This is a genomic window from Burkholderia sp. BCC0397 (assembly GCF_902832865.1).
Taxonomy (GTDB): Bacteria; Pseudomonadota; Gammaproteobacteria; order Burkholderiales; family Burkholderiaceae; genus Burkholderia.
Window position 1 is genome coordinate 964,031 of record NZ_CADFDL010000001.1, and the last position, 26,249, is coordinate 990,279.

At 69.1% G+C, this 26,249-nt stretch carries 22 protein-coding genes; 8 read left to right on the top strand and 14 right to left on the bottom strand.

Going from position 1 to position 26,249, the window contains the following annotated elements:
• Nucleotides 1-174: 174 nt before the first annotated feature.
• From HWX03_RS04310 to HWX03_RS04325, 4 genes are all read right to left on the bottom strand, one after another.
• The gene (locus tag HWX03_RS04310; RefSeq protein WP_175870361.1) at nt 175-1,242 is read right to left on the bottom strand and encodes an ABC transporter ATP-binding protein; all 1,068 of its coding nucleotides are present in this window, start codon (nt 1,240-1,242) and stop codon (nt 175-177) included.
• On the bottom strand, nt 1,235-3,007 hold the full coding sequence (locus HWX03_RS04315) for an iron ABC transporter permease (RefSeq protein ID WP_175870362.1): 1,773 nt from the start codon (nt 3,005-3,007) through the stop codon (nt 1,235-1,237). Before HWX03_RS04315 ends, HWX03_RS04310 begins: the two co-directional genes overlap by 8 nt.
• Before the next feature lie 108 nt (nt 3,008-3,115).
• Complete coding sequence (locus tag HWX03_RS04320) at nt 3,116-4,216, bottom strand: ABC transporter substrate-binding protein (protein WP_175870363.1); 1,101 nt, start codon at nt 4,214-4,216, stop codon at nt 3,116-3,118.
• Between the two features lie 183 nt (nt 4,217-4,399).
• Entirely contained in the window at nt 4,400-5,881 is a 1,482-nt protein-coding gene (locus tag HWX03_RS04325; RefSeq protein ID WP_175870364.1) for a PLP-dependent aminotransferase family protein, read from the bottom strand.
• A 101-nt stretch (nt 5,882-5,982) separates the two neighbouring features.
• Between HWX03_RS04325 and HWX03_RS04330 the strand changes: the two genes are divergently transcribed.
• From HWX03_RS04330 to HWX03_RS04345, 4 genes are all read left to right on the top strand, one after another.
• Entirely contained in the window at nt 5,983-7,218 is a 1,236-nt protein-coding gene (locus HWX03_RS04330; protein WP_175870365.1) for a multidrug effflux MFS transporter, read from the top strand.
• 124 nt (nt 7,219-7,342) lie between these two features.
• Nucleotides 7,343-8,023, top strand: a complete 681-nt coding sequence (locus HWX03_RS04335) for a response regulator (RefSeq protein ID WP_006484260.1) — start codon at nt 7,343-7,345, stop codon at nt 8,021-8,023.
• A 79-nt stretch (nt 8,024-8,102) separates the two neighbouring features.
• Nucleotides 8,103-9,518 carry a sensor histidine kinase gene (locus tag HWX03_RS04340; RefSeq protein WP_175870522.1) on the top strand — a complete coding sequence of 472 codons (1,416 nt, stop codon included), beginning with the start codon at nt 8,103-8,105 and terminating at the stop codon, nt 9,516-9,518.
• 178 nt (nt 9,519-9,696) lie between these two features.
• Nucleotides 9,697-10,206, top strand: coding sequence for a hypothetical protein (locus tag HWX03_RS04345; RefSeq protein WP_175870366.1), 510 nt, complete (start codon nt 9,697-9,699; stop codon nt 10,204-10,206).
• A gap of 343 nt (nt 10,207-10,549) precedes the next feature.
• Here HWX03_RS04345 and HWX03_RS04350 read toward each other — a convergent pair whose 3' ends face one another.
• From HWX03_RS04350 to HWX03_RS04385, 8 genes are all read right to left on the bottom strand, one after another.
• The gene (locus HWX03_RS04350) at nt 10,550-11,416 is read right to left on the bottom strand and encodes an MOSC N-terminal beta barrel domain-containing protein (protein WP_175870367.1); all 867 of its coding nucleotides are present in this window, start codon (nt 11,414-11,416) and stop codon (nt 10,550-10,552) included.
• A gap of 88 nt (nt 11,417-11,504) precedes the next feature.
• The gene (locus HWX03_RS04355) at nt 11,505-12,458 is read right to left on the bottom strand and encodes an ABC transporter substrate-binding protein (RefSeq protein ID WP_175870368.1); all 954 of its coding nucleotides are present in this window, start codon (nt 12,456-12,458) and stop codon (nt 11,505-11,507) included.
• A gap of 33 nt (nt 12,459-12,491) precedes the next feature.
• The gene (locus tag HWX03_RS04360; protein ID WP_175870369.1) at nt 12,492-13,673 is read right to left on the bottom strand and encodes a cytochrome c; all 1,182 of its coding nucleotides are present in this window, start codon (nt 13,671-13,673) and stop codon (nt 12,492-12,494) included.
• 50 nt (nt 13,674-13,723) lie between these two features.
• Nucleotides 13,724-14,539, bottom strand: coding sequence for an ABC transporter ATP-binding protein (locus tag HWX03_RS04365; RefSeq protein ID WP_175870370.1), 816 nt, complete (start codon nt 14,537-14,539; stop codon nt 13,724-13,726).
• Nucleotides 14,533-15,630 carry an ABC transporter permease gene (locus HWX03_RS04370; RefSeq protein WP_175870523.1) on the bottom strand — a complete coding sequence of 366 codons (1,098 nt, stop codon included), beginning with the start codon at nt 15,628-15,630 and terminating at the stop codon, nt 14,533-14,535. The genes HWX03_RS04365 and HWX03_RS04370 overlap by 7 nt, the downstream gene beginning before the upstream one ends.
• A gap of 4 nt (nt 15,631-15,634) precedes the next feature.
• A complete protein-coding gene (locus HWX03_RS04375) occupies nt 15,635-16,669 on the bottom strand; it encodes an ABC transporter substrate-binding protein (RefSeq protein ID WP_175870371.1) in 1,035 nt (344 codons plus the stop codon).
• A gap of 34 nt (nt 16,670-16,703) precedes the next feature.
• Nucleotides 16,704-17,543 carry a class II aldolase/adducin family protein gene (locus HWX03_RS04380; protein ID WP_175870372.1) on the bottom strand — a complete coding sequence of 280 codons (840 nt, stop codon included), beginning with the start codon at nt 17,541-17,543 and terminating at the stop codon, nt 16,704-16,706.
• A 16-nt stretch (nt 17,544-17,559) separates the two neighbouring features.
• On the bottom strand, nt 17,560-18,645 hold the full coding sequence (locus HWX03_RS04385) for an LLM class flavin-dependent oxidoreductase (RefSeq protein WP_175870373.1): 1,086 nt from the start codon (nt 18,643-18,645) through the stop codon (nt 17,560-17,562).
• A 226-nt stretch (nt 18,646-18,871) separates the two neighbouring features.
• Between HWX03_RS04385 and HWX03_RS04390 the strand changes: the two genes are divergently transcribed.
• Nucleotides 18,872-20,215, top strand: coding sequence for an acyl-CoA dehydrogenase family protein (locus HWX03_RS04390; protein ID WP_175870374.1), 1,344 nt, complete (start codon nt 18,872-18,874; stop codon nt 20,213-20,215).
• Between the two features lie 79 nt (nt 20,216-20,294).
• Here HWX03_RS04390 and HWX03_RS04395 read toward each other — a convergent pair whose 3' ends face one another.
• Nucleotides 20,295-21,212, bottom strand: coding sequence for a LysR family transcriptional regulator (locus HWX03_RS04395; RefSeq protein WP_175870375.1), 918 nt, complete (start codon nt 21,210-21,212; stop codon nt 20,295-20,297).
• Nucleotides 21,213-21,274: 62 nt separating this feature from the next.
• Here HWX03_RS04395 and HWX03_RS04400 point away from each other — a divergent pair, with 62 nt between their 5' ends.
• Nucleotides 21,275-21,841 (top strand): cysteine dioxygenase, encoded by a 567-nt coding sequence (locus HWX03_RS04400; protein WP_174428970.1) that lies wholly within the window; start codon nt 21,275-21,277, stop codon nt 21,839-21,841.
• 106 nt (nt 21,842-21,947) lie between these two features.
• Nucleotides 21,948-23,573 (top strand): rhodanese-related sulfurtransferase, encoded by a 1,626-nt coding sequence (locus HWX03_RS04405; protein WP_175870376.1) that lies wholly within the window; start codon nt 21,948-21,950, stop codon nt 23,571-23,573.
• A 56-nt stretch (nt 23,574-23,629) separates the two neighbouring features.
• Here the strand turns inward: HWX03_RS04405 and HWX03_RS04410 are convergent, their stop codons facing one another.
• Nucleotides 23,630-24,775, bottom strand: a complete 1,146-nt coding sequence (locus tag HWX03_RS04410) for a glycerophosphodiester phosphodiesterase (protein ID WP_175870377.1) — start codon at nt 24,773-24,775, stop codon at nt 23,630-23,632.
• Between the two features lie 372 nt (nt 24,776-25,147).
• Here HWX03_RS04410 and HWX03_RS04415 point away from each other — a divergent pair, with 372 nt between their 5' ends.
• Nucleotides 25,148-26,215, top strand: a complete 1,068-nt coding sequence (locus HWX03_RS04415; protein WP_175870378.1) for a squalene/phytoene synthase family protein — start codon at nt 25,148-25,150, stop codon at nt 26,213-26,215.
• Nucleotides 26,216-26,249 lie beyond the last annotated feature (34 nt).

A 26,249-nucleotide genomic window follows, 5' to 3' on the forward strand; every position in this document is an offset into this window, starting at 1 on the left:
GACGTCAATTTGACGGTGTCTCCTTGGTTGTTTTAGGCGGGTTGAAACAGAAAACGCGTACGCGGCGCGCCATCGGCGGACGCCATCAAGCATCCGCCGATGCGAGCTGCAAAGGTCGAAAAGGGATATGCGCTCGACTGCATGCGTGGCGGCACGCGAGCTGCCGCGATCGGGTCAGCCCGCTTTTGCGAACGCCCAGCAGTCGTTGGTCGGGAATTCGATCCAGTGCTTGCCGGCCGCGCGCGGTACATGGCCGAACGCACGCAGGCGCATCTCGCCGCAATGGAACAGGTATTCCCAGCGGTCGCCGAGATACATCGACGTGACGAGGTCGGCCTGCAGCCGGTTCGCGCCCGGGCCGTCGGTGACCTGCAGGCGTTCGAGACGGATCACGGCCTGTGCGTCCTGGCCCGGCGCGAGCGTGTCGCGGGCGACGGCGCGCAGCTCCCAGCCGTCGCCGGCGAGCGTCACGCATTCGCCGTCGATCGCGGCGACGCGCGCGTCGATCCGGTTGTTGCTGCCCATGAATTCGGCCGTGTACAGCGAGCGCGGCGCGCCGTACAGCTCGGCCGGCGTGCCTTCCTGCTCGATGCGGCCGTTGCGCAGCAGCAGGATGCGGTCGGACATCGCCATCGCTTCGGTCTGGTCGTGCGTCACGCACAGGGCCGACAGCCCGAGCGACACGATCAGCTCGCGCAGCCATGCGCGCGCTTCCTCGCGCAGCTTCGCGTCGAGGTTCGACAGCGGCTCGTCGAGCAGGATCACCGGCGGGTTGTAGACGAGCGCACGCGCGATCGCGACACGCTGCTGCTGGCCGCCCGACAGTTGATGCGGAAAGCGTTCGGCGAGATGGCCCAGGCCGAGCTGGTCGAGCGCGCTTTGCACGCGGCGCTTCTGTTCGGCAGGCGCTACCCGGCGCAGCTTGAGGCCGTAGCCGACGTTGTCGGCGACGGTGCGGTGCGGCCACAGCGCGTACGACTGGAACACGAGGCCGAGCGAGCGCTGTTCGACCGGCAGGTCGACGCGTTGCGCGCCGTCGAAGAACACGCGGTCGTCGAGCTGGATGCGGCCGTCGGACGGCTGTTCGAGGCCCGCCACCGCGCGCAGCAGCGTGGTCTTGCCGCTGCCCGACGCGCCGAGCAGGCACACGACTTCGCCGGCCTTCAGTTCGAACGACACGCCCTTGAGGATCGGGTTGGCGCCGTAGCTGAGATGCAGATCGTCGACGATGAGCTTATCCATGAAGTTTCACTCCGAAGCGCAGGGCCACGCCGAGACCGGCGCCGACCATCGCGATGTTGATGACAGAGAGCGCGGCGACCTGGTCGACGGCGCCGGTCGCCCACAGCGACACGAGCAGCGCGCCGATCACTTCGGTGCCGGGCGACAGCAGGTAGACGGCGGTCGAGTATTCGCGCTCGAAGATCATGAAGATCAGCAGCCACGCCGCGAGCAGGCCGAAGCGCACGAGCGGCAGCGTCACGTCGAGCGACACGCGGCTGCGCGTCGCGCCGACGCTGCGGCCGGCTTCCTCGAGTTCGGGGCCGACCTGCAGCAGCGCGCTCTGGATCAGCCGCATCCCGTACGCGAGCCACACGACCGTGTACGCGATCCAGATGCTCCACATCGAGTTCTTCAGTTCGCGCAGGCCGGGCACGAACAGGAAGATCCACAGGAACGCGAGGCCGGCGAGCAGGCCGGGCACCGCGCGCGGCAGCAGCACGAGATAGTCGAGCAGCCGGGTCGCCCAGTCGTTGCGGCGGTGGCCGGCGAACGCGACGAGCGAGTAGAAGCCGATCGCGAGCGCGCCGCCGATCACGCCGATGCCGAGCGTGTTGACGATCGCGCGCACCAGGTTGTCCTGCTCGAACAGCTCGATGAAGTTCGACAGCGTCAGCACTTCGGCGAGCGCGACGCCTTCGCCCCAGTTGGTCACGAACGCGCGCAGCACGATGCCCGAGATCGGCACGATCACGGTCAGCATCAGCCACAGCGCGACGATCGCGAGCGCGATCCAGCGCCACACGCCGAGCGGCAGCACCGTCGAGCGGCCTGCCTTGCCCTTCACGGTGACGAAGCGGCTCGCGGTCTTCAGCAGGCGGCGCTGCAGCAGCACGAGCGGGAACGTGATCGCGACGATGCACACCGCGACCGCGGCCATCAGGTGATACGACGGCACGCCGAGCTTGTTGGTCAGCTTGTACAGGTAGGTCGCCAGCACGAGATGGCCTTCCGGGTCGCCGAGCACGAGCGGTAGCCCGAACACCTCGAAGCCGAGGAAGAACACCAGCACGCCGGCGAACAGCAGCGCGGGCATCGTCATCGGCAGGCTCACGTCGAGCGCGACGCGGAACGGGCGGGCGCCCGTCACGCGGGCCGCTTCCTCGACGTCCGAGCCGAGGTTGCGCAGCGCGGCCGACGAATACAGGTACACGTGCGGCACGTGCGTGAGGCCGACGATCACCGTGATCGCGAAGATCGAATACACGTTCCAGGGCACGTTCTGCACCCCGAACAGTTCCTTGAACCACACCGAATAGAAGCCGACCGGGCCGGCCGCGACCACGTAGCCGAACGCGAGCACCATCGGCGACACGAACACCGGCGTGAGCAGCAATGGCTCGAGCCAGCGGCGGCCGGGCAGGTCGGTGCGCACCATCAGGAACGCGAGGATGCCGCCGAGCGGGATCGAGATGAACAGCATCCCGCCGGCGATGACGAACGAGTTCTTCACGGCCGACCAGAAGTCGGGATCGGCGAAGATGAAGCGGAAGCCTTCGATGCCGAGCGTCTTGTTCGCGTCGAAGAACGGCGCGGACAGCAGGCTCTGGAACAGGATGAAGCCGAGCGGCAGCGCGACCGCGATGGTCAGTACCGCGACGACGATCCAGCGCAGCATGCCGGCGAGCGGCTGCAGGCTGCTGACCGGCAGCGCGGGAATCGCATCGCGCGGGCCGGTGGCGGGCGGAACGGCCGGTGCCGTGCCGCGAGTGCTGGTTGAAAGCATGAGTTCGCCCCTGCGGCCATCCGGATGGCCGCCTCAAGGAAGTCGGTAAGGGGAAGGGGCCGCCCGCGCGACGTGCGGCGGGCGGCCCGGGGTCAGCGGCTCAGCGCATCAGCGCTTGATCGACTGCTGCCATTGCTTCAGGAACGCGAGGCGCTTCGACTGATCGAGATAGACCAGCAGGCCGGTGCCGATCTGGATCGGCTTCAGCGAATCGCCGAGTTCCTTCGTGAGGCTCGCGGCCGACGTTTCGCCGGTCACGTCCGCGCGGATCGCGTACAGGTTCGCCTGGTTCGCGATCAGCGTCTGGCCGCGCTTGGACAGCAGGTAGTCGACCCACAGCTTCGCGGCGTTCGGGTTCTTCGCCTTCTTCGAGATCGTCGCCAGGCGGCTCACGACCTGCGTGTAGTCCTTCGGAAACACATAGCCGATCGACTTGTCCTTCTTCGCCTTTGCATAGGCATACGAACCGATGATGTTGTAGCCGATCAGGTTCTCGCCCGACGAGATGCGCTCCATCATCGCGCCTGTGCTCGACTGCAGCTTCGGGCCGGTCGCGCCGATCGCCTTCACGAGTTCCCACGTGACCTTCTCGTTCACGTGGGCGTCCTGGGTCAGGTAGTTGAAGCCGACGCCCGATTTCTCGATGTCGTAGGTCGTGACCTTGCCCTTGAACTTGTCGGCTTGCGTGGTGAGGAGCTTGATCAGGTCGGCGCGCGTCGTCGGCACTTCGTTCTCGGGGATCAGGCGCTTGTTGTAGACGATCGCGAGCGGCTCGAACGTCGTGCCGTACGCCTGCTTCTGGTACTGCGCCCATTGCGGCACGTTCGGGCTTTCGGGCGAATCGTAGGACGCCATCAGGCCGTCGTTGACGAGCTTGACCTGCAGGTCCATCGCCGAGCTCCACAGCACGTCGGCGCTGGTGCTGCTCGCCGCGTTCTCGCTGATGTAGCGGTTGTACAGCTCGGTGCTGTTCATGTCGTTGTACTCGACCTTCACGCCGTACAGGCTTTCGAAGTCCTTGATCAGCGGACGCACGAGGCCCGTGTCGGTCGTCGAGTAGACGATCAGCTTGCCTTCCTTCTTCGCGGCGTCGATCACGCCCTGGTAGTTCCCCGGGTAGCCGGCCGGAACCTGCGCGACGGCGCTGCCGGCGGCAGTGCCCAGAACGACCGCCAGCGCGGCGGCGAGGTGCTTCGGTGCAAACGGCATGTCTTCCTCCAGTTACGCATAGTGTTGTTCGAGTGACGCGGATGTTAATTGCGAGGCACTTTCAGCCTGCTTTCATTCCGGTTCGCAATCGCGCCGTTCATGTCATGGATTTCCCGAGGTCGAAGCGGCGGCGGCCGCGGGTTTCGCGGCGCGCGGCAGGGCGTGAAAGGGAGCGCGCGCGGGCTACGCGGAGGTGGCCAGCAGTTGTCCGAGGAGGCGGCCGCCATGCCGCGCGTGCGCGGCCGTCAGCGCGGCATACCCGACGACGACGCCCGCTTCGCAGCGGGCGCTTCGACAGAAGCCGCGGATCGGCTGCAACTCGACGCCGGCCGCGCGGGCTTGCGCGACACAGGCTGCATCGTCCAGGCCGGGCGGCAGCCACAGCACGAAATGAAAGCCCGCGTGCTCGCCGGACACCGTGTACCGGCCGCCCGCATGCTTCGCCAACTGGTCGAGCACGATGTCGCGCCGCTGGCGGTACGCGTGGCGAGCGGCGCGCAGGTGCTTCGCGAAATCGCCGTGGCCGATGAAACGGGCCAGCGCGAGTTGCGGCGCGACGCCGACCGAGCGCGCGGTCGCGTGCCACACGGCGGACAGCGCCGGCCGCAGTTCCGCCGGCACGACCATGAAGCCGATACGCAACCCGGAAAACAGCGTCTTGTTGAACGACCCGCAGTAGATCACGCGGTCGCATGCATCGAGCGCTTTCAGCGCGGGGAGCGGAGCGGTCTGGTAGCTGAATTCGCCGTCGTAGTCGTCCTCGATGATCCACGTGCGGTTGCGCTGCGCCCAGTCGAGCAGTTCGAGCCGGCGCGACACCGACATCGTGACGCCGAGCGGCGCCTGATGGGCCGGTGTCACATACGCGGCGCGCGCATCGGGGTAGCGATCCAGCGATGCGGTGTCGATGCCTTCCCGATCGACCGGCACGTCGATCACGGTCGCGCCCGCGATCGTGAAGATCTGCCACGCCGACGCATAGCCGGGGTCTTCCATCAGCACCGTCGCGCCGGGCGCGAGCAGCGTGCGTGCGACGAGGTCGATCGCGTTGCGGATGCCGGTCGTGATGACGATGTCGCCGGCTTCGCACGGGATCCCGCGATATTCCCGCAGGTACGCGGCGATTTCGACGCGCAGGCTTTCGACGCCTTGTGCCGGCGTCGCGCCGAGATCGTCCGCGGTAGCGGCAAGCAGGCTGGCGCCGAGCGCCTTCTTCCATTGCTGCATCGGCAGCAGGCCGGGATCGGCGAGCCGTGCGACGAACGGGACGCCGGGACGCACGCCATGCTCGGGCTCGGCCGGGGCGGCCGGCGCCGGGGACGCGGTGGTGGCGTGGAGCGGGCTGTCGTCACGCGACCGCGCGGCCGCGCGCAGATAGCTGTCCGGCACGACCGCGCACACGCGCGTCCCGGATCCTTGCGTGCGGGCGATGTAGCCCTCGGCGCACAGGATGTCGTACGCCGCTTCGACGGTGCCGCGCGCGACGTCCCAGCGCGCGGCCAGCGTCCGGCTCGACGGCAGCGGACTGTCGCCGGGTAGCAGGCGCTTCAGGATCGCGTCGCGAATCGTGTCGGCGATGCATTCCTGCTTCGACTGCGGGCTGCCGCCCGACAGCCCGGCCGGGCACGGCAGATCCAGCGGAATCGCGGCTTTGCCTCGCGGCATAGTGGTCCAGTCAATGGTCGATTTAATGGTCCTTCAGCTTATATCACTTTCGCCTTAGATTGCTGTCGACCCCACCCATCCGACCAAAACGGACTGACTGCATGAAGACGCGTTCATTGCCCCGATGGGGCTGGCTGTTCCTGTTGATGCTCGTGGTGTGCCTGCCGCGCGTCACGATCGATGCGTACCTGCCGTCGCTGCCCGCGATGGCGGACGCGCTGCACGGCACCGACGCGCAGTTGCAGCTCACGCTGACCCTGTACATGGTCGGCTATGCGCTGTCGATGCTGGTGTCGGGGCCGCTGTCCGACCGCTACGGCCGACGTCCGGTGCTGCTCGGCGGCCTGTGCCTGTACGTCGTCGCGAGTGTCGCCTGCGCAGGGTCGACCAGCATCCCGGCGCTGATCGCCGCGCGCGTGTTTCAGGCGCTGGGCGGCTGCAGCGGCACCGTGATCGGCCGCGTGATCGTGCGCGAGCGCTTTCCGGCCGCGACGCAGGCCACGATGCTCGGCCATATTTCGGCCGGCATGGCGCTGTCGCCGGTGGTCGCGCCGCTGGCCGGCAGCGCGATTGCCGAGTGGCTCGGCTGGCGCGGCGTGTTCGGCTGGCTGGCGGCGGGCGGGGTGGTGGCGACCGCGATGGTGCTGCGCTACCTGCCCGAGACCCGCGAGCGCGATGCGCGGACGCCAGCCGGTGCGGGGCTGCTGCGGACCTACGCCGGCCTGCTGCGCGAGCGGCGGTTCCTGCGCTATTCGCTCGCGATCAGCTTTGCTTACTGCACCTACTATCCGTTCATCGCGGAATCGTCGACGCTGTTCCAGCGGCAAATCGGCGTGTCCGGGCCGGTCTATGCGGCGATCTTCGGCGTGACCGTGCTCGGCTACCTGATCGGGTCGAGTGCGTTCGCGCGGACCAGCGCGCGCTGGACAGCCGATTCGGTCATCGCGGCGGCCGCGGCCGTCAATCTGGCCGGCGCCGCCGTGCTGTGGATCGGCGGCGCGATCGCCCCGACTTCGGTGACGGCCCTCGTCGCGCCGATGTTCGTCGTGATGATCGCGGTCGGGATCGCGATTCCGGCCTGCCAGTTCGCGGTGATGCAGCCGTACACGAAGATCGCCGGCACGGCGTCGGGGCTGTTCTTCTTTATCCAGATGGCGATCACGGCCGCGTGCGGCGGCGTGCTGGCGTGGCTGTCGGACGGCACCGCGCACCCGATGATCGTCGTCACGGTCGGCGCGAGCGTCGCGTTCGTCGCGGTGGTGGCCGGTTTTCGCGAGCGGAGCGTGACCGGCGATGCGCGCATCGTGGCGCGCAACCGTCCGGCTGCCGAGCGCTGAGCGGGGCCGCCGGCGCCGCGCGCGGCGGGTTCGCGACATCCGCGCAACCCGTGTTTGCGCGAGGCGAGGAGATGGAAAGGATCATGTAATGTAGCGGGCTGTCGCTGACCTTTCCGGAATCCCCATGCGTGTGCTGCTCGTCGAAGACAACCCGAACCTGGCCCAGTCGCTGAACGACGCGCTGAGCGCCGCGCGCTTCGCGGTCGATCACATGGCCGACGGCGAGGCGGCGGACCACGTGCTGCGCACGCAGGATTACGCGCTGGTGATTCTCGATCTCGGGCTGCCGAAGCTCGACGGGCTGGAGGTGCTGCGGCGGCTGCGCGCACGCCGCAATCCGGTGCCGGTGCTGATCCTCACCGCGCACGGGTCGGTCGAGGATCGCGTGAAGGGGCTCGATCTCGGCGCCGACGACTATCTCGCGAAGCCGTTCGAGTTGACCGAACTGGAGGCGCGCGCCCGGGCGCTGATCCGGCGCAGCCTCGGTCACGAGCATTCGCGTGTCGAATGCGGGCCGCTTTCGTATGACAGTATCGACCGCAGCTTTCATCTCGCGGGCGAGCCGCTGTCGCTCACGCCGCGCGAGCGCTCGGTGCTCGAGGTGCTGATCCTGCGCAACGGCCGCGCGATCAACAAGGACACGTTGTCGGAGAAGATCTTCGGGCTCGACGAATCGGTCAACGCGGACGCGATCGAGATCTACGTGTACCGGCTGCGCAAGAAGCTGGAGAACACGGGCGTCGCGATCGTCACGCTGCGCGGCTTGGGCTATCTGCTCGAAGCGAAGGCGGAGACGGCCGAGTGAACTGCCCCCACGCTCACTGTTGTTCGCTGCCCCCCGAGGGGGCGCATGCCTTCCTTGGGGCGGCCCGGCGGCAGGCATGATGACCCGCCCGAACCTGCGCGCGCAGGTCGCGCTGTGGCTGCTGCTGCCGCTGCTCGGCCTGCTCGCGCTCGACTCGTGGCTCACGTACCAGCGCGCGATGAGCGCCGCGCACGTCGCGTTCGACCGGACGCTGTCGTCGTCGCTGAAGTCGATCCGCGAAGGCGTGCGGCTCAACGACGGCGAGATCGAGGTCGACCTGCCGTATCTCGCGCTCGAAATGCTCGAATCGAGCGACGGCGGCAAGATCTACTACCTGATCCGCGAGGACAACGGCCACACGATCACCGGCTATCCGGACCTGCCGCTGCCGCAGGGGCGTGACGCGGGCGACGGCGCGCTGTTCGTCACGCGCTACTACGACGTCGTGTATCGCGGCGAACAATTGCGGATGGCCGCGCTGCGTATCCCCGTGCACGACGTGCCGACCGCGCAGTCGCGCATCGTGTGGGTGATGGTCGGCGAGACGATCGAGGCGCGTCAGGCGCTCGCGCGCGAAATCCTGATCGGGTCGCTGCTGCAGGAAGGGCTGCTCGTCGTGCTGGCGCTCGGGATCGTGTGGCTCGGCGTCGGGCGCGGGCTGCGGCCGCTGAACCGGCTGTCGGCCACCGTCGCCGCGCGCAGCGAGGACGACACGACGCCGCTCGACACGGGCGCGATGCCGAGCGAACTCGCGCCGCTCGTCGATTCGATCAACCAGTACATCGGCCGCACGCAGCGGATGCAGGTGGCGCGGCGCCGCTTCTTCGCCGATGCGGCCCATCAGTTGAAGACGCCGCTCGCGGCCGTGCAGGCGGGCGTCGAGCTCGCGTTGCGCCCTGACGAGCAGCCACGCGCGAACGTGCACCTGCGCCGCGCGAACGGCGCGGTGCGGCAGGCCGCGAAAATCGTCCAGCAGTTGCTGTCGCTGTCGCGGCTCGATTCGGACAGCGGTCATGCGGTCGCGCACAAGCCGGTCGCGCTGCACCGGCTCGCACGCAGCGTGACGCTCGACTGGTCGCCCGTCGCACGCGCGCGCGACATCGATCTCGGCTTCGAGCACGAGGCCGATGTCGACGTGCTCGGGCAGTCCGACTTGCTCGGCGAGATGATCGGCAACCTGATCGACAACGCGATCCGTTATGCGGGCGACCATGCGGTGATCACGGTGCGCGTCTCGCGCGACGGCGACGACGCGCGGCTCGATGTGATCGACAGCGGGCCGGGCATTCCGGCCGACGAACGCGACGCGGTGTTCGAGCGCTTCCATCGCGGCAGCAAGACGCAGACGGTCGAAGGCACGGGCCTCGGGCTGTCGATCGTGCGGGAGATCGCGCGCGTGCATCAGGGCAGCGTGACGCTGGCCGATGCGGGCGGCGGCGGGCTGGTCGTGACGGTGTGGCTGCCGGTGGCGATCGATGCAGGACTGCAGATATAAAAACAATTAAATCGACAATTCAGTGATTAATTTAATATCTTCGTAATGCGCTGTTATTTTTGACAGCTACAAAAGCGGAATCTTTATACCTACGATAAATTGGCCGCCTGATGCGCGGCCTTGTCTTGATGATTTAGGGGTGAATCAAAATTTCAGATTATTGAAAAGGAACCACATCATGGCTACAGTACTCGACGAAGATGTTCTGCCGGAAATCGTTGTCGTGAAATTCAAGGTAAGCGGAGGGCAGGTCACGTCCGGGAGCGGAAAGGCACCGCTCATCACCTTCGCCGCTGCTTTCAACACGGAAGGCGTGCAGGCGTCACTGCCGGAGGGTACCGGCTCGGTGCACGGTCCGGGTGCGGTCGTCTGGAGCCAGCGGCCCGCACCGACAAAAATCGCGATTCGAGGGAATTACTGGAATTTTCCGGCAAAGGAAGGCGGGGGGCACAGCAATTTGGTGCGCACCTTCTGGATGCACCTGCACGGTTACATCGGATTGGTTTCCGTCGCCAACTGGCATGGCATTCCGCCGGCGCCATTCCCGTTGCTGGATTTGACCTCGGTTACGCCGCGGAATTCAAAAACCGGAACGGCGAACTATACGATCTATCTCGATCCGAAAATTCCCGATGAAACGATCACGGTAAGCGATGCAGTGCTTACCGAATTGTCGATTCAGAAATAAATGGTCGATATGGTTTATAAATAAAGCGCCAGCGGAATTCAGGGTTAAATCATTTTGTCCCGGTGACGCATCGCGGCAAATTACCACGTGCGTCACATTTCAAAGCAATGGCTGGCCCGGCCATACTGCAATCGGCCCCGGCCAGCCGGGCACCGGAACGTAGCGGCAGAAGATTCCCGACCGGCGCAGCCCGTCGAGCGTTCCCTGAAAGGTCTTCCGACCCGAGCCGTGTCGACGACGTGCCCGCCGTCGCCCTTGGTCAGACACCGTGTCGATGGTGAGCGGCAGGCTCGATCTGCCGGCGCGCGTGCACGCAGGTCCGGCGGTCTGCACGGCAGGTCAATCAGTCGCCGAACCCGATCTCCGCTTCGACCGGCTGCCCGATTTCGAGCCACGCGCCCGCGCCTTCGACGACGATCGCATTGATGCCGAACGTCAGCGCGCCGTCGTAGTTCGGGTTCGCACGATAGGTCTGCATCGTGTCGGTCGGCTCGTGCGGCCAGGCCGGATCGGGCGCGCCGGTGGCCTGGTCGATCGTCGGCATCGGGCAGCGCGTGCACAGCTTCACGAGCCGCAGCCGCACCGGCGTGTCGCCGTCGGTGTCGAGGTGCTCGACGAAATCCTCCTCGTACGCATCGAGATCCGACACGACGATGTTCGGCCGGAAGCGGTTCATCGGAATCGCCGGCGCGCCTTTCGCGGCGAGCCGCGCATTCAGGTCGTCGAGCGACGACTGGCCGATCACCAGCAGCGGATAGGCGTCCGAGAATTGCGTATGCGTATCGATGTCGCCGGTCCATTGGCGGTTGCAGTTGCGTCGCGCGTCGGGGCCGAAGCGCGCGAGCTTCGTCGGCACGCCGAGGAATTCGGTGAGCCACGCGGCCGTGTCGGCGCCCGTGTCGATCGCGTCGACGGTGTCGCGCCACACGGTCGCGGCCATCTTCGGCGTGGCGGGCGTCGCGTCGCCATCGAGCGGCGTGCGAATCTCCGGCATGCCCGGCGCGTTCAGCACGAGCGCATCGCTGTCGAGCGTCGGGCGGATCAGCGCGAGGCGCGGGTGCGTGCGCTGCGTGAGCATCTGCCCGTGCGGATCGGTGATCAGCCAGTGGCGGTCGTACGCGAGGCCCGTTTCGAGCAGTTGCGCGCGCGTCAGCGCGATGCCGGCGCAGGATTTGATCGGGTAGACGAAGAGTTCGGTGATGGCTGGCATGACGCTGGCTACAGGCGGGATGGTCGAATCGCGATTGTGCCAGATCGTGCCGAAGCCGTTTGGGCGGCTGCGCGCCGCCACGCGCCCGTCACGCGAGCGGGAAGCCTGCGTCGAAGGTCGTGCGCACGTCGAGCGGCTGGCGCAGCAGCCCGGCCTTCAGGTAGAAGTCGGCCGTGCGCTGCTGTTCGGCGATCACCGCTGCGTCGATCGGCAGCCAGCGTGTGCCGCGACGCTCGAACTGCAGCTTCGCGGCGGCCGGCGGAATGCCGATGATGCGCGCGAGCGCCGCCGAATACGCGTCGACGTGCCGGTACGACCAGGCCTGCGCGCGCACGACGCGCCGCAGGAAATCGTGCAGCACGTCGCGCTTCGAGGCGATCGCCGCGTCGGTCGCCGCGAGATAGCTGAGGCCCGACCACAGCCCGCGGCCGTTGACCAGCACGCGCGCGCGGCCGCTCGTTTCGGCGAGCGCGGTATAGGGCTCCCAGGTCGCCCACGCATCGATCGAACCGGTGGCGAGCGCAAGCATCGTGTCGGCCGGCGGCAGGAAGCGGAACGACACGGCATCGGGCGGCAGGCCGGCCGCATCGAGCGCCTTCAGCGTGACGAAATGGCCGATCGAGCCGCGCGTGGTGCCGATGCGCTTGCCCTTCAGGTCGGCTGCGCCTTTCAGCGCGGCGCCGGGTTGCACGAGCACGGCCGTGCCGTACGGATCGGAACGGTTCGCGCCGATCACCTTGATGCGGGCGCCCGATGCCAGCGCGAAGATCACCGGCGCGTCGCCGATCGGCCCGCAATCGACGGCGGCCGCGTTCAGTGCTTCGGCGAGCGGCGCGGCCGCCGGGAATTCGGTCCACGCGATGTCGTACGCGAGGCCGTTCAGTTCGCCGGCCGCTTCGAGCAGCGCGCGCAGCCCGCCTTTCTGGTCGCCGGCACGCAGCAGCGGGCGGGCACCCGATTGCGCGCGCACGGCGGCCGGCGCGGCGGCGATCGTGGCAAGGGCGCTCGCCTGGGCGAGGAAGTGGCGTCGGGTCGGATTCATCGTGAAGTTCGGTTGAAGGAAGGGTTCAGGGATTCAATGCGGGAGCCCGGCCTGTACGTCGCGCACGGGTTCCGTGTCGACGCGCAGCAGCAGTGCGGTCAGTGCGTCACTGTTCGTGGCGCGCGCGGCCGGCCGGGCCACCGCATCCGAGCGGCACAGCAGGTCGGCATCCGACCAGCCGGCGCTGCCTGGCAACGCACGCGCCCGTAGCCAGCCGCGTCGATCGGCAAGCAGTTGCGTGCCGCCGAGCGCATCGGGCGCGACGCCGGCAATCGTCGCGAACGCGAGCCACGCATCGGCGGTCGTCGCGACGCAGTTCGCACGCGCGCCGGTTGACGGCGGCACGGGCACGCCGCGTTCGGTGACGAGCAACGTCTGCCAGCGTGCGTCTTCCGGCGGTGGCGTCGCACCGGGCGCGAGCGCGACGACGCGCACGCGCTGGCCTTCGCGCCAGCGCTCGAGCGCCTGAGGCGCGGCGTCGCCGCACCGCACGTCGAGCGCCGGCAGCGGGACGGGCACCGGCCACGCGCCTTCCGCCTGCGCGCCGCTACCGGCGGCCAGCGCTTTCAGGTAGTCGAGCACGGCCCAGGTGTCCTGCGGGCCGAGCGTTGCCGCGAAGCCGGGCATCGTCGACGTACCGTGCTCGTCGTGCGTGCCATGACGCACGCGCCAGAACAGTTCGCCGTCGAGCCGACGCGCGAGCAGTGCGCCGGCGAAGGTCGGCGGCCAGTGCGCGAGCGTGGCCGCGAGCGGCCCTTCGCCGCGTCCGTCCGCGCCGTGGCAGGCCGCGCAATGTTGCGTATACAGATGTGCGCCGCGCATCACGTTCGACACGGAAAACGGCGCGGGATCGCGCTGGAAGCTCGTCGGCACGGCGGGCGCGAGCCACAGCGACGATGGCGGCCACGGCGCGAACCACGCGACGGCCAGCGCGGCGATGGCCGACGCGATACGCCACTTGCGCGAAGCCAGCGCGATGCAGGCGAGCACGACGGCCAGCGCCGTCACGCCGCAGGCGAACGCGAGTTGCCGCGTGAGCCCCGCGTCGATGCGCAGCGTTTCGAGCGCGATGCGCTGTGCCCACGGCCACGCCGCCTGGCCGTCAGCGTCGCCGGTCAGGCCGATCGCATGCAGCACCCGCGCCAACGCGATTTGCGCGCGATACAGCAGTTGCAGGAAGGCGATGGCCCAGTCGGCGAACGGCGGCGCGTTCATCGCGCACGTCTCCGGCGCACCGCAGTCAAACGTCGAACGGCACCCGGCATCTACCAGCTCGCATCGAGCCCAAGATGCCGCAGCGCGTCGTGGCGCAATTCGGCGAGGCGCGGGTCGCCGCGATGGCGCGGGTAGGGCAGGTCGACGTGCAGTTCGGCGACGATCCGTGCGGGGCGCGGCCCGAACACGATCACGCGCTGCGCGAGGAACAGCGCTTCTTCCACGTCGTGCGTGACGAGCAGCGCGGAGAAACCGTCGCGTTGCCACAGCGCGGTCAGCTCGGCCTGCATCGTGAGCCGCGTCAGCGAATCGAGCTTGCCGAGCGGTTCGTCGAGGATCAGCAGGCGCGGATCGTTGACGAGCGCGCGGGCGAGCGCGACGCGCTGCGCCATCCCGCCCGACAACTGATGCGGAAACACGTTCGCGAAGTCCTGCAGCCCGACGCGCGCGAGCGCATCGTCGACGCGATGCTGCGCGGTGCGCGCCACGCCGCGCGCTTCGAGGCCGAGCGCGACGTTTGCGCGCACGCGCCGCCACGGGTACAGCGTCGGGTCCTGGAACACGACGATGCGCGACGGGTCGGGGCGCTCGATCGGCACGCCGTCCTGCGCGATTCCGCCTTGGCCGGCGGCGTCGAGCCCCGCGACGAGGCGCAGCAGCGTCGATTTCCCGCAGCCGCTCGGGCCGAGCAGCGCGACGAATTCGCCGGCCGCGACCGACAGCGAGACGTCGTCGAGCACCGGCAGCGCGCCGCCGGGGCCGTCGAACGCATGGCTCACGCGGCGGATGTCGATGCGTGCGCCGCGCGGCGCGGTGACGGCGGGCGCAGCGGCCGCGGACGATTCGAGTACGGCGGCGCTTACCATTTGACGGTTCCTTTCTGCCAGGCGAGCACACGGTCGCGCACCGCGAACAGCAGCGCGATCAACCCGGAAAACAGCAGCGCCATCACGATCAGCGCTGCATACATGTTCACGTACGATGCCCAGCCCTGCGCCCAGCTCAGATACCAGCCGAGCCCCGACTTGACGCCCATCATCTCGGCGACGACCAGCACCGTGAACGACGCGCTCAGCCCCATGAAAATGCCGACGAACACGTGCGGCAGCGCGGCCGGAATCGCGACGCGCAGCACGAGGAAGCGCGCGTTCGCGCCGAGCGTGCGCGCGACGTCGTAGTACTGCCGGTTGACGCTCGCGACGCCCGACCACGTCAGCACGGCGACCGGGAAGCCGGTCGACAGCGCGATCAGGAACGCGGCGGCCGAATAGCTCGACGGGAAGAAGTAGAACGTGAGCGGCAGCAGCGCGGTGGCCGGCACGGGGCCGAGCACGCGCAGCACCGGATGCACCCAGTAGCCGATCCGGCGCGACCAGCCGATCGACACGCCCACCGCGAAGCCCACCGTGACGCCGTACGCGAACCCGAGCGCGAGCAGCTTCAGCGTGTTGCCGGCGCTGCCGGCGAGGCGCGGCCAGTCGTCGACGTAGACCTCGATCAGCGCCTGCGGCGGCGCGAAGAACGGCGTCGGCAGCCAGCCGGTTTTCGCGGTGACGATTTCCCACGCGGCGAGCACGAGCGGCAGCGCGACGAGCCACGGGCCGGCCGGCCGCACCCGCGCGAGCCGCGTGCGGGTCGCGGCAACGAGATGGCCGAGCGTCGCGGCGGCGAGCAGCAGCGCGGCGATCGTCCACGCGGCCGTGCCGAACGTGTCGGTGTACGCCCAGTCGCTGAAGCCGACGATCCGGTTCGGCCACAGTTGCGTGAGCGCGCCGAGCGCGGCCCACGCGAGCGCGGCGGCGATCCCGGTCGGCCAGGTGCGCTCGCGCCGGGCGTCGGCGGCCAGCGTGGCGTCGCAGGCCGTGCAGGCTGCACGCGCGGAAGCGTTAGCGTTGGCGGCGCCGCCGGCCGGGGCCGATGCGGTGCGTGCGGCGGAAGCGTGTTCGATCGTCGACATCGCGTTACCCCAGTACGTTGGCATAGACCTGCTGCGCGAAGCGCTGCGGGTCCGTGCTCTTCTTCAGCACGCTGATGCGGCGGAAATCGTCCGCATAGAACGCGATTTCCTGCTGCAGGTCGACGTTGGTCGGGTGGTGCGTGTAGGTGAGCGTCGCGTACAGCTTGCGCAGATCATCGGGGCTGATCTTCGGCGAATACTTCGCGAACACCTTCGCGGCTTCGTTCGGGTTGTCGTGCGTGTACTCGGTGGCCTGCACGATCGAGCGCGCGAGCGCGGCGGCCGACGGCCGGTCGTTGCGCACGAGGTCGCCGCGCGCGCCGATCACGCAGCACACCTTGCGCGCGTATTCGCCGGACAGGTTGGTCGCGAGTTCGGTGTAGGCACCGTTGCTGCGCTTTTCGAGCAGGTAGAGATTCGGGTCGCCGTCGGCGATCGCGTGGATCTCGCCCTTGTCGACCGCGACGCCGAGCAGGTCGGCAGGATACTGCCGCCACGTGATGTCGCGCTCGGGATCGATGCCGTTCTTCGCGAGCAGGATCGAGAAGAAGTGCTTGCCGGGCGCGGCCAGATCGCTGACGCCGACCGTCTTGCCCTTCAGCGCCTGCAGCGTCGTGACGCCGGCCGCCTTCGCGCCGAGCAGCCGCACGCAGCCGCCGTGCGAGCTGCCGATGATCTTCACGTCGAAGCCGGCTTCGAGCGGCTTCAGCCAGCGGTGGATCATCCCGACCGCCGCATCGGCCTTGCCGGTCGCGATCGATTCGAGCAGTTGATCGGTCGAGCCGCTGTAGTTGATCAGCTCGACTTTCAGCCCGTTTTTCTCGAAGAAGCCGCGCTCCTGCGCGACGACGATCGGCGTCAGGCAGAACGCGTTCTGGTTCCACGCGAACGTGAGCTTCTTCAGCGGCGGCGCGGACCAGGCCTTGCGGCCGAGCGTGATCGCCGGCACGGCGAGCGCGGCGGCGCCGGCCGCGCGCAGCAGCCGGCGGCGTTGGTCGTCGGGCGCGTCGGCGGGCGTGGGTGCGGTGGTTGGGGTCATGGTCTGGTCTCCGGTGTGGTGGCGCAAGGGCGGCTCAGTCGAGCAGGTCGGGTTCGTCGGCGACGACGCGCGCGAACAGGCTGTCGAACGCATGCAGCGCGCCGTCGGGGCCGCCGATCTGGCCGTGCGTATGGCGCGCGGTCGCGCGATCGATCGGCTGCGGCGTGCCGGCCGCTTCGGCCAGCAACTGCGTGTGTGCGACGTTGTCGAGCGCGATGTACCACCATGCGGCGGCCTCGACCGTCGGGCCGGCAGTCAGGATGCCGTGGTTCTTCAGGATCACGCCCTTGTGCGTGGTGCCGTCCGGCTTCGCGAGCGCATCGGCGATCCGCGCGCCTTCGCTGGTATCGACGACCATCCCCGTGAAGTCGTCGAACAGCGCGTGATCCTCGTAGAACACGCAGGCGTCCTGCGTGAGCGGATCGAGCGGGCGGCCGAGCGTCGACCATGCCTTGCCGTAGGTCGAATGCGTGTGCGCGGCGGCGACGACGTGCGGATGGGCTTCGTGGATCGCCGCATGGATCGCGAACGCGGCCTTGTTCAGCGGCCGCGTGCCGATCGCCGTTTCGCCGCGCGCGTTGACGAGCAGCAGGTCGGACACCTTGATCTGCGAGAAATGCACGCCGAGCGGGTTAACCCAGAAATGATCGGGCAGCTCCGGATCGCGTGCGGTGATGTGGCCGGCGAGGCCCGACGCGAAGCCGAAGCGCGCGAACAGGCGGAACGCGGCCGCGAGCCGCTCCTGCCGGTGGCGGCGCTCGGCGGCGACGTCGATGCGCGGCGCGGGCGGGGCGAACCAGAAGTGCTGGCGCGGGGTGTCGGCGAGCACGAGGCCCGATGCGGTACGGTTGGGTGAAGAAAGGACGGCGGACATGATCGCTCCGTTGGGCTCAGGCGGCGCGCCGCGCCGCGTCGCGTGCGGCGACGGCGCTGCGCACGCGCGGAATCAGTTCGCGGCCGTAGTCGAGCGCGTCTTCCAGCGGGTCGAAACCGCGGATCAGGAACGTCGTCACGCCGAGGTCGTAGTAGTCGAGCAGCGCGTCGGCGACCTGTTCGGGCGTGCCGACGAGCGCCGTCGAATTCGAGCGCGCGCCGGTGAGCTTCGCGATCTCGGTCCACAGCCGCTTGTCGACGCGTGAGCCGCGATCGGCCGCGGCGAGCAGGCGGCGTGCGCCTTCGCTTTGCTGCGGGCCGCCGGCGCCGAGTCCGGCCGCTTCGCGCAGCCGGCGCGTTTCGTCGAGGATGCGGTGCGCACGCGCCCACGCTTCGTCCTCGGTCGCCGCGAGGATCGGGCGGAACGACACGGAGAAGCGCACCTGGCGGCCGTGCTTGGCAGCTTCGGCGCGCACGCGCGTCGTCAGGTCGCGTACCTGGTCGAGCGATTCGCCCCACAGCGCGTAGACGTCCGCGTGCTTGCCGGCCACCGCGAGCGCCGCTTCCGACGCGCCGCCGAAGTAGATCGGCACATGCGGCTGCTGGAACGGCTTCACCTCCGAAAAACCCTGCTTGAAGCGGTAATGCGCGCCGTCGTGATCGAACGGCTGGGTTTCCGTCCAGATCCGCCGCAGGATGCCGAGGTATTCGTCGGTGCGCGCATAGCGCGCGTCGTGATCGAGGAAATCGCCGTCGCGCTGCTGTTCGCTGTCCGAGCCGCCGGAGATGAAGTGCACGGCGAGCCGGCCGCGGCTGAACTGGTCGAGCGTCGCGATCTGCCGTGCGGCGAGCGTCGGCGCGGTGAAGCCCGGGCGATGCGCGAGCATGAAATGGATGCGCTCGGTGGCGGCCGCCGCGAACGCGATCGTCAGCGTCGCCGACGGGCCGGTCGAGTGGTGCGGCACGAGGATCCGGTCGAAGCCGGCCGTTTCGTGGGCGCGGGCAAAGTCGCGCACATAGTCGGGATCGACCACGGGGCCGGACGCCGGGTGGATTTCCGACTGCTTCTGGCTCTGGATCATGCCGATGAATTCGACGCTCATCTGGGTCTCCGGTGCAGGGATGTCCCGGCGCACGGCCGGGCAGGAATGGAGCGCAGGTTAACGCCGCGATCATGCGGAATGTAAATAATCAATCCCGATTTGAATATCAGATTTGCATGGTTTGGGGCCGCATGCGTTGCGCATACGCTGTGGGCTCGTGAATGATCGGGCGCGCGTCGGCGCCGTGTTTGCCGCCGTGTCTGAACTACCCAGGGAATCCGTTTCGATGTCCGCCAGCCTTGCCGCTTCCTCGCCGTCACAGCAGCCTGCGCTGCGCCTCCTGCCTGCCGGCGTCGCTGAATCCGCCAACGAGACGAACGACGCACGCCTCGCCGCGCTGCTCGAGCGCCTCGCCCCCGAACTCGCCGCCGATGCGGCCCGCAACGACGTCGACGGCCGCTTTCCGCACGAGAACTTCGCACGGCTGCATCGTGCCGGGCTGATCGCGCAGGTCGTGCCGCGCGAGCATGGCGGCGCCGGCGCGACGCTTGCGCAGGCGAGCCGGATCGTCGCCGCCGTCGCGCGGGCCGATCCGGCGACCGCGCTGGTGCTGACGATGACGTATCTGCAGCATCGTGCGCTCGGCCGCGCCGACAACCGCTGGCCGGCCCAGGTGCGGCGGGCGGTGTTCGACAGCGCGGTCGCGCACGGCGCGCTGATCAATGCGCTGCGCGTCGAGCCCGCGCTCGGTTCGCCGTCGCGCGGCGGGCTGCCGGCGACCATCGCGCGCCGCGATGGCGACGGCTGGCGGCTGTCGGGCCACAAGCTCTACAGCACCGGGATTCCGGCGCTGCGCTGGCTGGCCGTGTGGGCGCGTACCGACGAGCCGGCGCCGCGGGTCGGCGTGTTTCTCGTGCCGCGCGACCGCGATACCGACGGCGATCGCATCCGCGTGATCGAAAGCTGGAATCACCTCGGCCTGCGCGCGTCCGGAAGCCATGAAGTCGTGTTCGACAACGTGCCGCTGCCAGCCGATCACGCGGTCGACGTGCGCGCGCCGGACGCATGGGCCGTGTCGGCTGCCACGCACGCGGATGCCGACGCGCAGGCCGATCAGCAGGCGTGGATGGTCGCGCTGCTCGGCAGCCTGTACGACGCGGTGGCGCGCGCGTCGCGCGACTGGCTGGTCGAATTCGCGACGACGCGAGCCCCGAGCGGGCTCGGCGCGCCGCTCGCGACGTTGCCGCGCGTGCAGGAGGCGGTCGGCGATATCGAAGGCTGGCTGCACACGAATCGCGTGCTGCTCGACGATCTCATCGCGCGCACCGATGCGGGCAATGCGCCGTCGCTGACGACCAGCGGCCTCGTCAAGCGCACCGTGACCGAGCAGGCAATCCGGACGGTCGAGCAGGCGCTGAAGCTGTCGGGCAATCACGGGCTGAGCCGCGGCAATCCGCTCGAACGCCACTATCGCGACGTGCTGTGCAGCCGCGTGCATACGCCGCAGGACGACGCGATCGCGGTGGCGGCGGGGCGGGCGGTGCTCGATGCGGCGACGCGCGGGGAGACGAACGCGGAGGCGGACGGAACGTCACGCAACGGGGGCGAACGCGGTCGACATGATGCGTAAGCCGGGCCGGGTTGCCGCGCACGGCAACGGCGCGGCGCGACGCAGGCGCTGCGCGGCCACCGCGGCCACTGCGGCCACGTTATGCGGCCTTGTCGTGCGATTGCTCGGGCAGGGCGAACGCCGTACGCGCATGCGCGGCGACGGCCGCGAGCGGCGCGTCGAAGCGGGCCGCATCGTGCCGGCGCAGCAGCCACAGGTCGATCTGCGGCTTGAAATCGGCGAGCGGCACGATGTCGAGCGCATCGCGCAGCGGGCTGCCTTCGACGAGCGGCAGTGGCATCAATCCGAGGCCGAAGCCGTTTGCCACGCTCTGCAGTTGCAGGTCGCGGCCATACGCATCGAGCGTGACCGGCATCGGCAGGCCCTGCGCATCGAGCGCACGCCGCAGGCCCGCACGAAAGCCGCAACCGTCCGGATTGAGCACCCAGCCGCGCGCGTGGCAATCGGCGAGCCGGTAGCTGCGGCGCGGCCAGTCGCCCTTGCGGCCGACCGCGACGAGCCGCGTGGCCAGCAACCGTTCGCCCTCCACCTGCGCCGGCAGCACCATTTCGCGGGCGAGGAAGACCAGCGCCGCATCGAGTTCGCGGCGGGCGATGCGTTCGACGAGCAGGCCGCCCCAGGCGGTCGTGACGTGCGTCGCGAGCGCGGGCCACTGCGCGGCGAGGTCCGCGATGAGCGCCGGCAGCATCAGCTCGCCGAGCCCTTGCGTGAGCCCGATCCGGAATTCGCCGGCGGGCGGCTGCTGGCCGGCCGTCAGTTCGCGCAGCGCGTCGACCTCGCGCAGGATCGCGCGACATTGCTCGAACACCTGCCGGCCGATGTCGGTCGGGCGCGGCGGCTTCGTGTTGCGGTCGAGCAGCGTCACGCCGAGCGCTTCCTCGAGATTCTGGACGCGCCGCGTGATTGCGGGCTGCGTCATCCCGAGCTCGGCCGCGGCCTGGCTCAGGGTCTGGCAGCGGACGACCGCTGCAAAAGCGTCGATATCGCTAATTTTCATGTTTGTTCTGCATGGTCTTTCGGGTGCATCATGACGATCCATCATATTCGAGGAGACGGCCGATGAGTACGCTTTCGTTGCAACAGACGCCGCTGCGTCCGTTCGTCGAGGGGCTGGATGCGCTGCTCGCGTCCGGCGCGAACGAGGCGCGCATTCTCGACGAGGGCGGCGCGCTGCTCGCCGCGCTCGTCGAACACGACGACTGGTTGCCCGACGCATTCGCGCAGCCCGATCCCGAGCGCTACCGGCAGTACCTGCTGCATCTCGATCCGGACGAGCGCTTCTCGATCGTCAGCTTCGTGTGGGGGCCCGGCCAGACGACGCCGATCCACGATCACACGGTGTGGGGGCTGATCGGGATGCTGCGCGGCGGCGAATTCTCGCAGCCGTACCGGTTCGACGCGGCCGGCAAGCCGGTGCCCGCGGGCGACGCCGTGCGGCTGCAGCCGGGCGAGGTCGAGGCCGTGTCGCCGCGCATCGGCGACGTGCATCGCGTGACCAACGCGTTCGCCGATCAGGTATCGATCAGCATCCACGTGTATGGCGCGAACATCGGCAAGGTCGAGCGCGCGGTGTACCTGGACGACGGTACCGTGAAACCGTTCGTGTCAGGCTATTCGAATGCCTGACGCACAGCCCGCTCGCGCGGCCCGTTGCGGGTGCGGGCTGGCAGGGGCCACGCTTGATCCGTTCCGCTTTCTTCACCGACTTCAACGTATTCAACATCGAGACATCGTGACGCAATCCGCCGATTCCACTTCCCGCTTTCCCGTCGCGTCGTACCAGGACGTACGCGCGCGCCTGCTGGCCCGCGACGAGATCGCGCTGATCGACGTACGCGAGGAAGATCCGTACGCACAGGGCCATCCGCTGTGGGCCGCCAACTTTCCGTTGTCGAAGCTCGAACTCGACGCATGGACGCGGATTCCGCGCCGCGACACGCCGATCGTCGTGTTCGGCGAAGCGGGCGGCGAGGATCTCGCGCCGCGCGCGGCCGCGACGCTCGCGCGGCTCGGCTACACCGACGTGCGGCTGCTCGACGGCGGCCTCGCGGGCTGGGTCGCGGCGGGCGGCGAACTGTTCATCGACGTGAACGTGCCGAGCAAGTCGTTCGGCGAATGGGTCGAGGCCGCGCGCCATACGCCGTCGCTGTCCGCGCAGGAGGTGCAGGCGCTGATCGATGCGAAAGCCGATGTCGTGATCGTCGACGCGCGCCGCTTCGACGAGTACCAGACGATGAACATCCCGACGTCGACCAGCGTGCCGGGCGCGGAACTCGTGCTGCGCGTGCGCGCGCTCGCGCCGGATCCGCGGACGCAGGTGATCGTCAACTGCGCGGGCCGCACGCGCAGCATCATCGGCACGCAGTCGCTCGTCAACGCGGGGCTGCCGAATCCGGTCGCCGCGCTGCGCAACGGCACGATCGGCTGGACGCTGGCCGGCCAGACGCTCGAGCGCGGCGCCGCGCGCCGTTTTCCGGACGAGATCGACGCGACGCAGCGCGCCGAAGCGCGTCGGGCCGCCCGCGCGGTGGCCGAGCGCGCCGGCGTGCCGCGCATCGCACTGGCCGATGTCGCGGCGCTCGACGAACCGGGCCGCACGCTGTACCGCTTCGACGTGCGTACGCCGGAGGAATACGAAGCCGGCCACCTGCCGGGCTTCCTGAGTACGCCGGGCGGCCAGCTCGTGCAGGAGACCGATCATCACGCGGCCGTGCGCGGCGCGCGGATCGTGCTGGCCGACGACGACGGCGTGCGCGCGGACATGACTGCTTCCTGGCTCGCGCAGATGGGCTGGGACGTGCGCGTGGTCGAGCCGGCCGGCACGGCGGCGTTCACCGAGCGCGGCCAGCCGCCGCGCGACGTGCCGGCGACGCCACCCGCGACCGACGTGTCGCCCGCGACGCTCGCCGGCTGGCTGAAGGAGGCCGTGCCCGGCGAGCTCGCGATCGTCGACGTGACGGCCAGCGCGAACTACGTGAAGCGTCATATCCCGGGCGCGTGGTTTGCCGTGCGCGCGCAGTTGCGCGACGCGCTGGCGGCGATTCCGCCCGCGAAGCGCTACGTGTTCACGTGCGGATCGAGCCTGCTGGCGCGGTTCGCGGCGGACGACGCCCGCGCGCTGCTGCCGGCGTCGGCCGACATCCGGGTGCTGACCGGCGGCACGGCCGCGTGGATCGACGCCGGGCTGCCGCTCGAAAGCGGCGAGACGCACCTGGCGTCGCCGCGCGTCGACCGCTACCGGCGCCCGTACGAAGGCACCGACAACGCGGCGGCGGCGATGCAGGCGTATCTCGACTGGGAATACGGGCTGGTCGACCAGTTGAAGCGGGACGGCACGCACCACTTCAACGTGATCTGAGCGACGCGGAGCAACCGGGCGCGGCGCCCGGTCGCGATGCGGGTCGGCACTTCGTATCAGCGCTTGAACGTATCGACGGCCGTGCGGCCGACGGCCGGATCGTCGGTGAAGAAGCCGTCGATGCCCGCGCGCAGGTATGCCTGGATCTCGCGCACCGAGCCGGCCGTATTGCGCGTGGCCGGCGTGCCGCCGTCCTTCAGCGACGCGGGCAGGAAGTTGTTCTCCGGGCGGAACGTGTACGGATGCACGACGAGGCCGGCCTCGTGCGCATAGCGCACGTACGGCGTCGGCTGCTGCAGCGTGCCGTCCGCGGCGACCGCGATGATCGACGTCTTGTACGGCCCGACGCCGTTCGCATAGGTCGCGATCTCGCGCATGCCGTCGCGCGTCGACAGGTCGCCGTAGGTGCGCGTGTCGTTCGCCTTCACGAAGTCGTACGGGCGCTGACCGGCTTCGTCCATCAACTGCACGAGCTTCCAGTTCGGCTGGCTCGACTTGATCCGGTTGCGGATCGTCTTCAGGTTCGCGACTTCGAACGACTGGATGTAGACGGTCGCCGTGCGCGACGTGTACGAATCCTTCAGCAGCGCGTCGACGAGACGGTCCTCGAGCGGCAGGTTGATCGACTGGAAGTAGGTCGGATGCTTGGTTTCCGGATACAGGTGGATCGTGCGGCCGGTTTGCGCGGACATCTGCTTCGCGAGCGCGACGATCTCGTCGAACGTCGGAATCTCGAACTGGTCGTTGTACGCGGTGTTGGCCGGGCGCACCTGCGGAATGCGCTCGCGCGCCCGCAGCGTCTTCAGCTCGGCGAGCGTGAAATCCTCGGTGAACCAGCCGGTCAACTGCGCGCCGTCGATCGTCTTGGTCGCCTTGCGGCTCGCGAACTGCGGCAGCGCCGACACGTTCGTCGTGCCCGAGATCTCGTTCTCGTGGCGGGCGACGAGCACGCCGTCGCGGGTCGACACGAGGTCGGGCTCGATCACGTCCGCGCCGTCCTCGATCGCCTTGCGGTACGACGCGAGCGTGTGTTCGGGGCGCAGCGCGCTCGCGCCGCGATGGCCGACCACCTGGACCTTCGCGGAAATCGGCTGGGTGGGATCGCGTGTCAGATCGTCGTCGCCGCCGCACGCGGCGAGCAGGAACGCGGCGGCGCAGGCGAACGGGACGTAGCGCAGGGAGGTCGGGCGCTTGAGGAGCATGTCGATGAACCTTCGAAACGGAGTCGGAAAAGGGCGCTCGCGCCGGTGGCCCGGCAGGGCGCCGGGTTACGCGGAATCGAACGGTGCGCGATCGTCGCATCGAATAATTACATATGTATTACTTCGACCTTTCTGTTGGTTTTTTGGGGGGCGAGGCATGCGCCAGGGCAGTTGATGACAGGCTTGTTCGCGCAAGCATTCCGGCCGTCGCAGCGAACCCGCGCGCCGGATGCACTAAACTTGCGGGAATTTTGCATCGCCGCACCGGGGCCGACACCCACCCGGCGCGACGATGCGGCGACTCGCGGGCCGGCGCGGGCGTCCGGCGCCCGTGTGCGTCCGGGGCCCGCGCCGGCCGATTTTTCCCGACCCATGACGACTCATACCGATCCCGCCTATCTGCTCGGCGAGCTGCTGAAGAACGTTTCCCGCTCCTTCTACCTGACGCTGCGCGTGCTGCCCGACGGCATGCGCGACCCGGTCGGCCTCGCGTACTTGCTTGCACGCGCGGCCGACACGATCGCCGACACGGCGCTCGTCGCGCCCGACCGGCGGGCGGCGCTGCTGACCGCCCTGCGCGACGACATCGAGCGGCTCGGCGACGGCGCGGCGCTGTCGCGTTCGCTCGAGGACGTGACGCGGATGCAGACCGATTCGCACGAACACCTGCTGCTCGGCTCGATGGAGCCGATGCTCGCGCTGCTGCGCGCGCAGCCGGAGGCCGATCGCGCGTCGATCCGCAAGGTCGTCGCGACGCTCACCGCGGGGATGGAATTCGACCTGCGCACGTTTCCGGACGAGCAGTCGGGGCAAGTCGCATCGCTGCCGACCCGCGACGTGCTCGACCGCTACACGTACCTCGTCGCGGGCTGCGTCGGCGAGTTCTGGACCGACATGACGGGGGCGCACACGCGCGCCGCGCGCGGCTGGGATCTGCCGGACATGCGGGAGAAGGGCATCCGTTTCGGCAAGGCGCTGCAGATGACCAACATCCTGCGCGACTGCGCGAAGGACCTGCGCATCGGCCGCTGCTACCTGCCCGACGACGTGCTGGGCGCGCACGGGCTCGTCGTGGCCGACCTGATGCTGCCCGAGGCGTCGGCGCGCGCGCGCGGCGTGCTGGTCGACCTGCTGCGCGTCGCGCTCGACCAGTATCGCGACGCCTGCCTGTATACGCTCGCGATCCCGCGCCGTTTCGTGCGGCTGCGGCTCGCCTGCCTGTGGCCGATCATGATCGGCCTCGAAACGCTCGAGCTGCTGGCCGGCCACGCTGCGTGGCTCGACCCGGCGAAGCCGGCCAAGGTGCCGAGAAAGCGCATCTACCGGATCATGGCGGCGTCGCTTGTACTGGTCGGTTCGAACACGGCGATCCGCGCGCGCCTGACCGCGCTCGCCGATGCCGTGAGCGCGCGGCTCGCGCGCCCCGCAACGCAGCACTGAAGATCGCCGGCGCGACAGGCGCCGGTATCGCCTC

Coding starts and splice junctions, on each gene's coding strand:
- HWX03_RS04310 (WP_175870361.1), bottom strand. CDS start 1,242: ATGGATAAGCTCATCGTCGACGATCTGCATCTCAGCTACGGCGCCAAC.
- HWX03_RS04315 (WP_175870362.1), bottom strand. CDS start 3,007: ATGCTTTCAACCAGCACTCGCGGCACGGCACCGGCCGTTCCGCCCGCC.
- HWX03_RS04320 (WP_175870363.1), bottom strand. CDS start 4,216: ATGCCGTTTGCACCGAAGCACCTCGCCGCCGCGCTGGCGGTCGTTCTG.
- HWX03_RS04325 (WP_175870364.1), bottom strand. CDS start 5,881: ATGCCGCGAGGCAAAGCCGCGATTCCGCTGGATCTGCCGTGCCCGGCC.
- HWX03_RS04330 (WP_175870365.1), top strand. CDS start 5,983: ATGAAGACGCGTTCATTGCCCCGATGGGGCTGGCTGTTCCTGTTGATG.
- HWX03_RS04335 (WP_006484260.1), top strand. CDS start 7,343: ATGCGTGTGCTGCTCGTCGAAGACAACCCGAACCTGGCCCAGTCGCTG.
- HWX03_RS04340 (WP_175870522.1), top strand. CDS start 8,103: ATGACCCGCCCGAACCTGCGCGCGCAGGTCGCGCTGTGGCTGCTGCTG.
- HWX03_RS04345 (WP_175870366.1), top strand. CDS start 9,697: ATGGCTACAGTACTCGACGAAGATGTTCTGCCGGAAATCGTTGTCGTG.
- HWX03_RS04350 (WP_175870367.1), bottom strand. CDS start 11,416: ATGCCAGCCATCACCGAACTCTTCGTCTACCCGATCAAATCCTGCGCC.
- HWX03_RS04355 (WP_175870368.1), bottom strand. CDS start 12,458: ATGAATCCGACCCGACGCCACTTCCTCGCCCAGGCGAGCGCCCTTGCC.
- HWX03_RS04360 (WP_175870369.1), bottom strand. CDS start 13,673: ATGAACGCGCCGCCGTTCGCCGACTGGGCCATCGCCTTCCTGCAACTG.
- HWX03_RS04365 (WP_175870370.1), bottom strand. CDS start 14,539: ATGGTAAGCGCCGCCGTACTCGAATCGTCCGCGGCCGCTGCGCCCGCC.
- HWX03_RS04370 (WP_175870523.1), bottom strand. CDS start 15,630: ATGTCGACGATCGAACACGCTTCCGCCGCACGCACCGCATCGGCCCCG.
- HWX03_RS04375 (WP_175870371.1), bottom strand. CDS start 16,669: ATGACCCCAACCACCGCACCCACGCCCGCCGACGCGCCCGACGACCAA.
- HWX03_RS04380 (WP_175870372.1), bottom strand. CDS start 17,543: ATGTCCGCCGTCCTTTCTTCACCCAACCGTACCGCATCGGGCCTCGTG.
- HWX03_RS04385 (WP_175870373.1), bottom strand. CDS start 18,645: ATGAGCGTCGAATTCATCGGCATGATCCAGAGCCAGAAGCAGTCGGAA.
- HWX03_RS04390 (WP_175870374.1), top strand. CDS start 18,872: ATGTCCGCCAGCCTTGCCGCTTCCTCGCCGTCACAGCAGCCTGCGCTG.
- HWX03_RS04395 (WP_175870375.1), bottom strand. CDS start 21,212: ATGAAAATTAGCGATATCGACGCTTTTGCAGCGGTCGTCCGCTGCCAG.
- HWX03_RS04400 (WP_174428970.1), top strand. CDS start 21,275: ATGAGTACGCTTTCGTTGCAACAGACGCCGCTGCGTCCGTTCGTCGAG.
- HWX03_RS04410 (WP_175870377.1), bottom strand. CDS start 24,775: ATGCTCCTCAAGCGCCCGACCTCCCTGCGCTACGTCCCGTTCGCCTGC.
- HWX03_RS04415 (WP_175870378.1), top strand. CDS start 25,148: ATGACGACTCATACCGATCCCGCCTATCTGCTCGGCGAGCTGCTGAAG.